The following is a 661-nucleotide window of genomic DNA, read 5'->3' on the forward strand; positions in this document are numbered from 1 at the left end:
TTTTTGCTGCGCAGCTTGCTCGCGAAGCGTTGGGCACAAATTGGGTCAAACTGGAGATCCATCCCGACCCGAAATACTTAATGCCTGACCCCATAGAAACCTTAGCCGCTGCCGAACAGCTCGTGCGAGATGGCTTTATTGTTTTGCCATATTGCCATGCTGATCCGGTGTTATGTAAACGGCTGGAAGAAGTTGGCTGTGCTGCGGTGATGCCATTGGGTGCGCCGATTGGTTCGAACAAAGGTATCGCTTCGCACGATTTTCTAGAAATCATTATTGACCAAGCGAACGTACCTGTTGTCGTGGATGCGGGAATTGGTGCGCCTTCACATGCGGCAAGAGCGATGGAAATGGGCGCGGATGCCGTGTTGGTCAATACGGCGATCGCTGCTGCAAGTAATCCCGTTGCGATGGCGAAAGCGTTCAAGATGGCAGTCGAGTCAGGTCGTATGGCTTATGAAGCTGGGCTTGCAGGGAAAGTTTCTCATGCCGTTGCTTCGAGTCCGCTAACGGCTTTTCTCGATGAACTGTAGAAGTGAGGGTTCAATATGAGCTTTTATGATCGCTTTCAGCAGCTCGATTGGGATGACATATCCATGTCGATTTATGCCAAAACGGCGCAGGATGTGGAAAGGGCGCTAGCAAAACCGAAACGAGATTT

At 50.8% G+C, this 661-nt stretch carries 1 protein-coding gene and 1 pseudogene; both read left to right on the forward strand.

Going from position 1 to position 661, the window contains the following annotated elements:
• Window positions 1-533: thiazole synthase (locus R8N47_RS25725; RefSeq protein ID WP_318186168.1), on the forward strand; the 533-nt coding region annotated here is incomplete at its 5' end.
• Window positions 534-548: 15 nt separating this feature from the next.
• Window positions 549-661: pseudogene (thiH, locus tag R8N47_RS25730) on the forward strand (2-iminoacetate synthase ThiH); the annotation flags it as partial.

Source organism: Vibrio sp. 2132-1 (genome assembly GCF_033344315.1).